Annotated in this window: 7 protein-coding genes; 1 reads left to right on the forward strand and 6 read right to left on the reverse strand. The window is 38.5% G+C overall.

Going from position 1 to position 5,953, the window contains the following annotated elements; all coding sequences use genetic code 11:
* The 4 genes from AC1DUW_RS19370 to AC1DUW_RS19385 all read right to left on the reverse strand — a co-directional run.
* A partial coding sequence (locus AC1DUW_RS19370; RefSeq protein WP_477643231.1) for a division/cell wall cluster transcriptional repressor MraZ occupies positions 1-158 on the reverse strand: 158 nt, incomplete at its 3' end.
* Positions 159-500: 342 nt separating this feature from the next.
* The gene (bshC, locus tag AC1DUW_RS19375) at positions 501-2,129 is read right to left on the reverse strand and encodes a bacillithiol biosynthesis cysteine-adding enzyme BshC (RefSeq protein ID WP_053345228.1); all 1,629 of its coding nucleotides are present in this window, start codon (positions 2,127-2,129) and stop codon (positions 501-503) included.
* A gap of 109 nt (positions 2,130-2,238) precedes the next feature.
* Complete coding sequence (locus AC1DUW_RS19380; RefSeq protein WP_053345227.1) at positions 2,239-2,631, reverse strand: DUF3397 domain-containing protein; 393 nt, start codon at positions 2,629-2,631, stop codon at positions 2,239-2,241.
* 4 nt (positions 2,632-2,635) lie between these two features.
* Complete coding sequence (locus AC1DUW_RS19385; RefSeq protein WP_053345226.1) at positions 2,636-3,520, reverse strand: 2-dehydropantoate 2-reductase; 885 nt, start codon at positions 3,518-3,520, stop codon at positions 2,636-2,638.
* A gap of 458 nt (positions 3,521-3,978) precedes the next feature.
* Between AC1DUW_RS19385 and AC1DUW_RS19390 the strand changes: the two genes are divergently transcribed.
* Positions 3,979-4,470, forward strand: a complete 492-nt coding sequence (locus AC1DUW_RS19390; protein ID WP_053345225.1) for an N-acetyltransferase — start codon at positions 3,979-3,981, stop codon at positions 4,468-4,470.
* Between the two features lie 40 nt (positions 4,471-4,510).
* Here AC1DUW_RS19390 and AC1DUW_RS19395 read toward each other — a convergent pair whose 3' ends face one another.
* Positions 4,511-5,128: an RsfA family transcriptional regulator gene (locus AC1DUW_RS19395; RefSeq protein WP_053345224.1), complete on the reverse strand. Its 618-nt coding sequence runs from the start codon at positions 5,126-5,128 to the stop codon at positions 4,511-4,513.
* Positions 5,129-5,206: 78 nt separating this feature from the next.
* On the reverse strand, positions 5,207-5,953 hold a 747-nt coding region (locus AC1DUW_RS19400), incomplete at its 5' end, for an enoyl-CoA hydratase/isomerase family protein (protein WP_477643230.1).

Raw genomic sequence — 5,953 nt, forward strand, 5'->3', positions numbered from 1 at the left:
TCTTCAAGCAGCTTCCACTCTTCCATAGGGTAACCAAATAAACATTGATCAAGTCCACGGGTCAGTACAAATTGTTCCCCAAGGTTGTCCCTGAATTTAACTGGGACAATCAGACGACCTTTTATATCGATGTTATGATGGTACTCTCCCATGAACATACCCACAACCCCCACATTCTAATCTCAATGTACCACATTCCCCCACCTTTCTCCACTTGTTTTTACTTTCTCCTTATAAGTAAAAATTCCCTTCTTTTCTTCTTAAGTTTATTTAGCCAATTTATTTAAAGACAACACCATTTCACTCGAATTAACGCACACTAAGACACAGTCACACTAATACTGTCGAAGGCTTACATGCCAAATGGCCACAAACAAAAAAAGACAGGCTGGTCGCCTGTCTTTCTGCTGATTTTTATAGTCCCATTCTTCCTAAAGGTAGGTGAGTCTCTTTGTTCAAAATCATTTGCCCACCACTCTCATCCAACCAGGTGAGTTTTTCTACAAAAAAATCAATTTGTGCTGGTTATTGAACTGATAATCCAGTTTCATAATTTCCCGAACAAAATCTGGTCCATATTGATTCAAGTAATAAAAAACATTCCAAATCCTCTCCTGTGGTGATTCCAGAGGATACAGCGAATTTGCTATCCGTTCAAACTTTTTCAATACAACCGAGTGGCGTTCCTTAGTACGGTCACCAATTTTCCCATACATGAAATCCAATTGCTTTTGGATGAATTCGATATTTTTATTCAACATCGGCTCAAGACCTCTATCTAACGAAACAGCGTGCACTGATAGCTTTTCATGATTATCTTCAAGTTGCGATTTCAACTGCCCGAATAATTGATCAATCGTCTCATCCTTCACAGTATCAAGGTAACATCGAACAGCATTCGTGGTTCCTTCAGTCAACACGGTCTCCAACTCGAGTTCTGTTTCCTCAAGATCAGTTTGAACGCCACGCTCTACAAGCGTGATGTTTAACCTCGGAACGATTGGCGGCATCTTCATTGAAAACAACTCAAATGCCTGTTTCAATTCTGCCCAATAAGCAATTTCCCCCGGTCCAGAAATAAAAGCTAATACCGGGAAAAGCATTTCCTGCATAAGCGGACGAGTAATGACATTATTGCTTAGTTGTTCTGGATGACCTTTGGCTATCTGCAAGAGTTCCTGCTCAGAAAATGAAACCTCTCCGTTCTTCCCGCTGAACATACCATCTACCCGTTCGAGCAAACATCGATCTTTTTTATCTGTATCATAATAAAATAAATTAGCTGCCTGTTTATCCATTTCTATCATTTTTGCATAGCCTTGAGCATGCATATATGATTGTTGCTCCACGACAACTTCTGCAATCCGTTCACTTTTTTTAATCATCGATTCAAAGAAGCCTGTTTCAATTTCCCTTAGTTTCGGATCACCAGCATCGACAAGTAAAAGGCCATATTCATGGAACCATTCGTGAATCAGACGGGCAAAAAAGTCGACGAATGTGTTCGATTGCTCGATTGTTTCTTTAATATCAATAAGAAGTTTATTCGTAAAGGCTGTTTCTCCGTAAGTTTCAATGATTTCTTCGAACCACTTCTCTGCCTTTTCCGTATCAAGCTCCACATCCGAAATCATTGTTTTATATGGCTGATATGAAGGGTATGTCTTTTTATTAGGTTTATTGTTTTTCATCACATAAACATGATTGACTTCAGCTAAATCATGATCTTCACCAGCTATCCAAAAAACAGGAATTACAGACTTCCCTAGTTCTTTTTCTTGTTCTTCTGCAAGCTTAATGATTGATATCACTTTATGAATCGTATAAAGCGGACCTGACAATAAACCAGCCTGCTGCCCGCCAATCACGACCACTGAATCGTTACTGCGCAGCCTTTCAATATTTCCATTAACAGCATCACTGCTTGGAAAACGAGACATGTATTGTTGTATGTAATCTGATAACTCCCCTCGTAAAAACGAACGGTTCATCAATTCAAGGTATCTATTACGATATATGTCCGGATTGGACAGGTCATAGTGAAAATACTCCTCAGTTTCAAGACGGTTTTGTAAATAGTCCGATGCAAAACGATTTAAAGATGGTAACGCGAGATCTTTCATCTCCATTTCTGTTCTCCCTTTCTCTGCAACTACAATTCTTTTTAGAGTATAACATTCTGTTTTAAGAAAACAAAAGAAGTTGCCCAGCAGCAGAAAATTGATGTTATGTTCTATGTTATGTAGTCAATATCTTCGTAATACTTGTAATCAAACCAATGGAAAATAATAGTAGGTAAGCGCAGAAAAAGAAGGCAAAATTCACTCTCCAAAAACCTTTTAAAACCTTATGAAAAATGATTTCTTCTTTCACCTTATAATGGACAAGAACAACAACAAATGCGTTGACAATCATGATCAGCATGATCACCCAAAGAATATGTATATCCCAAATTGTAATAATTAAATAATGGACTGATAAAACGAAAAGTAATGTACTCATATCCATCGCAAATTGAACGGATCGTCTATGGTTTCCAGTGAATTGTTTAGCACCGATAAAAAATAGAATATACCCTATAAAGGGCAAGGTAATAAATATCGCAGCAAGACTTGATACAAAGTTCGGCACACCCTCATCCCCCCTGAGACTCTTTTCCTTTAACCATTTTATATAGAGAAGCCGTTACGCAATCACTTTTCTCTTTTCCCTTTGCCTCCGAGAGGATATAACCCAAAATAGCATCGATTTCCGTTTTCCTGCCATTATCTATGTCTTTGAGCATGGAAGATCGGTTTTCTGCTGTTGCAAAGCATACGGATTTTACATGTTCAAATGACCCCATCTTATTTGGCAATTCTAAAATAGCAGAAATTTCCTCGAAAAGAGCCTGAAACAGCTGATAATAAAAGGGATTACTGATTAATTTTCCATTTTCCACAGATAGTATCGCTGTTAATGGATTAATAACTGCATTAACGACCAGCTTATCTATCAGCATAGAGTGATAGTTCTCACTCTTAGAAAAAGGAAAACGATTGATTTTTTCATCTAATAACGACAGCTGATCAAGACTTCCTTTGAAGGATGCCACCCGCGTGATACCGAGTCCCGTATGCTCCACAGTATTTTGGTCATGTTTCAGGGCCCCATGCTCCACTACCCCAACATAGATGACTGGTGATTGCAGCTGTTTCAAATAAGATATATGTCCATAGCCATTCTGCAAGAATAGCAATGGAACTTGTATTCGTTCAATGACGGGTAAGATTTGCGAAAGGTGATATTGCTTAACAGTTATTATGATAAGATCTTCACTCGATGTACCTTCTTCCATAGCTTTCGAAACTATCCCTGTTAGCAACCGGCTTTCCCCATTCTCAATAAAACACAGACCATCACGATTTATAATGGATGCTTGTTCCGTTGTACGAGTATAAAGAGTAACACTATGATTCCCACTCAAACGAGATGCGAACAACAAACCGATTGCCCCGCCCCCTATGATTCCAATTCTCATAATAACCTTCCTTACTTTTTGATATATATTTACTATTTTAACACATTTTCTTTTTTAACCTGCGGCGATTCCTCCTCTCGATCGAAGAAACCCCTGCATCGCTATCCCCATGCTCATTTCCGCTCGCTATAAAAATAAGGGGAGCGAATTATAAATACGACAGCCTAAGTTTTATTTCCTTCTTTATGAGATAAATTAATGGTATATTAGATATAAAAGCCGAGCCATTTTTTTGACTTTATAGGAACAAAAGATACCTCCAGTCTTAAGCCGACGAGAAATCGAAGGAAAAAGGGCGGGGGATACTCGGCTGTAAGCATTTAGTCAGCAAGGATGAATCGATTGATGCCACACTAGATTTATGCCTTAAGCTGGAATTCCACATGATAACTTAGCATTGAGGTACTTTCAAAGGTATTGTTGGAAGAGGTTTATCAGAATTAAGGGGGAGCTTTTTTATGGAATACAAGGTGGAGAGATTACTTGTAAATTTTAAAACGCTTGAGGAATTCAAAAAATTCAAAGAATACGGGATACAGGAACTGTCAATGCTCGATGATTTAGAAGGTAACATCATTGAAAATGACAGCCAATCACCTTTTTACGGTATCTTTTATGGTGACAAACTTGTAGCAAGGATGAGTCTGTACAAAAAAAGTGCTAATTTTGACCAGTATTTTGATAATACAAGAGACTTCCTCGTTCTTTGGAAACTTGAAGTCTTGCCTAACTATCAGAAAAAAGGTTATGGAAGAGCTTTAGTTGAATTCGCTAAAAGTCTGAACATGCCAATCAAAACGAACCCAAGAGTTCATTCACAAGACTTTTGGAAAAAAATGGATTTCTCTGCTGTTTCCTATGATATGGACCGGGACCTTGGAGAAAACCCGCTAATTTGGAGCCCATTTGTCAAACAAGAAGAGAACATAAACATAGATACACAAGAATAAGGTGATAAAAAAAGCGGGCGGATATTTCCACCCGCTTTTTTTATTTATTAACCCTTTCCAAATTTCCGTTTTTATCCATTTGAAAACTAACTTTCGGATTCGCCTTTTCGTCTTCTAGCACACTGAGCTTTCTAGCCCGCTCCATAATTTGCATTAACGCACGATAATCTTCCTCTACCACTTTCAAGTTTTCTTTCAACAGTCTATTTTCATCCTGTAAACGATCATTTTCCTGTTCAAGTAAAAGTGAGTGCTCAGAAATTTGTTCTTTTTCCTTACTATCAAGTTGGATTAATTCATCCATTTTCGTTAAATATAATATAACTTCCTGAAGGGTAATAGATTCATTTTCCCTTTCCTCGTTTGTCTTTTGTTCAATAGTCTTGAATTCTGCTACTACAGTTTCCGTTTCAAAATCGGTTTCCTTTACAGCCTGTTCTTTCCTTTGCTTTTTGGCCAGCTCAATTCCTGATTTATATTGCTTTCTTACAAAAGAATTCCAACGAAATCCACAAGCGGCTGATGTTCTCGATACCTGCTTCCCTACTTCTTCAAATGCCCTTAACTGTGTACTGCCTTCTCGAATATGCCTTAATACCACTTCAACCAGCAACAAATCCTCATCCTGTGTCCATGCATCTTGTCTCGTAAGTGACATCTCTCTACCTCCCAGCAAGTTTTACTTCATAATATGCACATGCTAGGAAAGATAGAAGAAATATAGAGGGTGTAACATTTATTTTTTCTTGTTTAAAAACCGATCGACTGCAGCATGATGTGCATCAGTCGCCCATAGTTTAGCACATTCACGAATTTCCGCTTCCATTCTTCCTTTTATCCCGCTATCCTTCCATTTCTTGACCAATAATTTTTTATAAGCCATCAGTACTCCTGTCTCATGACGAAGTAAATCTTCTACAAATTCTTCCCATCCATTCGTATCTTCTTCGATTATCTTATCTACGAAACCAAATTCCCTGGCTACTTCAGCTTTATGTATTTTTGCATCCAACAATAGTTTCAGCGCTTTTTGCTCTGGTATTTTCTCAAGTAAAAGCGAAGCACCGCCCCATCCTGTCGTAATCCCAAGTGTCCCCTGTACAAAACCAAGTTTCACTCCACTTTTTGCCAATCTAAAATCACAAGCAGTCGCTATTTCACACCCGCCACCGACAGCACTCCCATTAAGAAGTGCTAGTGTAGGTTTTGGAAAAACCGCTAGTGTATAAAGAATCTTACCCATTTTTGATAACATGGTAAAGGCCTCTTCCTCTGTGTAGAGGTCATGAAACTCGCTTAGATCCCCACCTGAACAGAATGCCTGAGAGCCTGCCCCTGTCAGGACCAGCATCTTTACTTCATCGTCGCTTGCCGCTTTTGACAAAACCGCCTCAAGTTCGTCCATTAATTGATAATTCACAGCATTCCTTTTTTCCGGTCTATTAAATAAAATCTTCATGTAACCGCGTACATCCTTTTCAAC

This window comes from Peribacillus sp. P4_C12 (assembly GCF_056402095.1).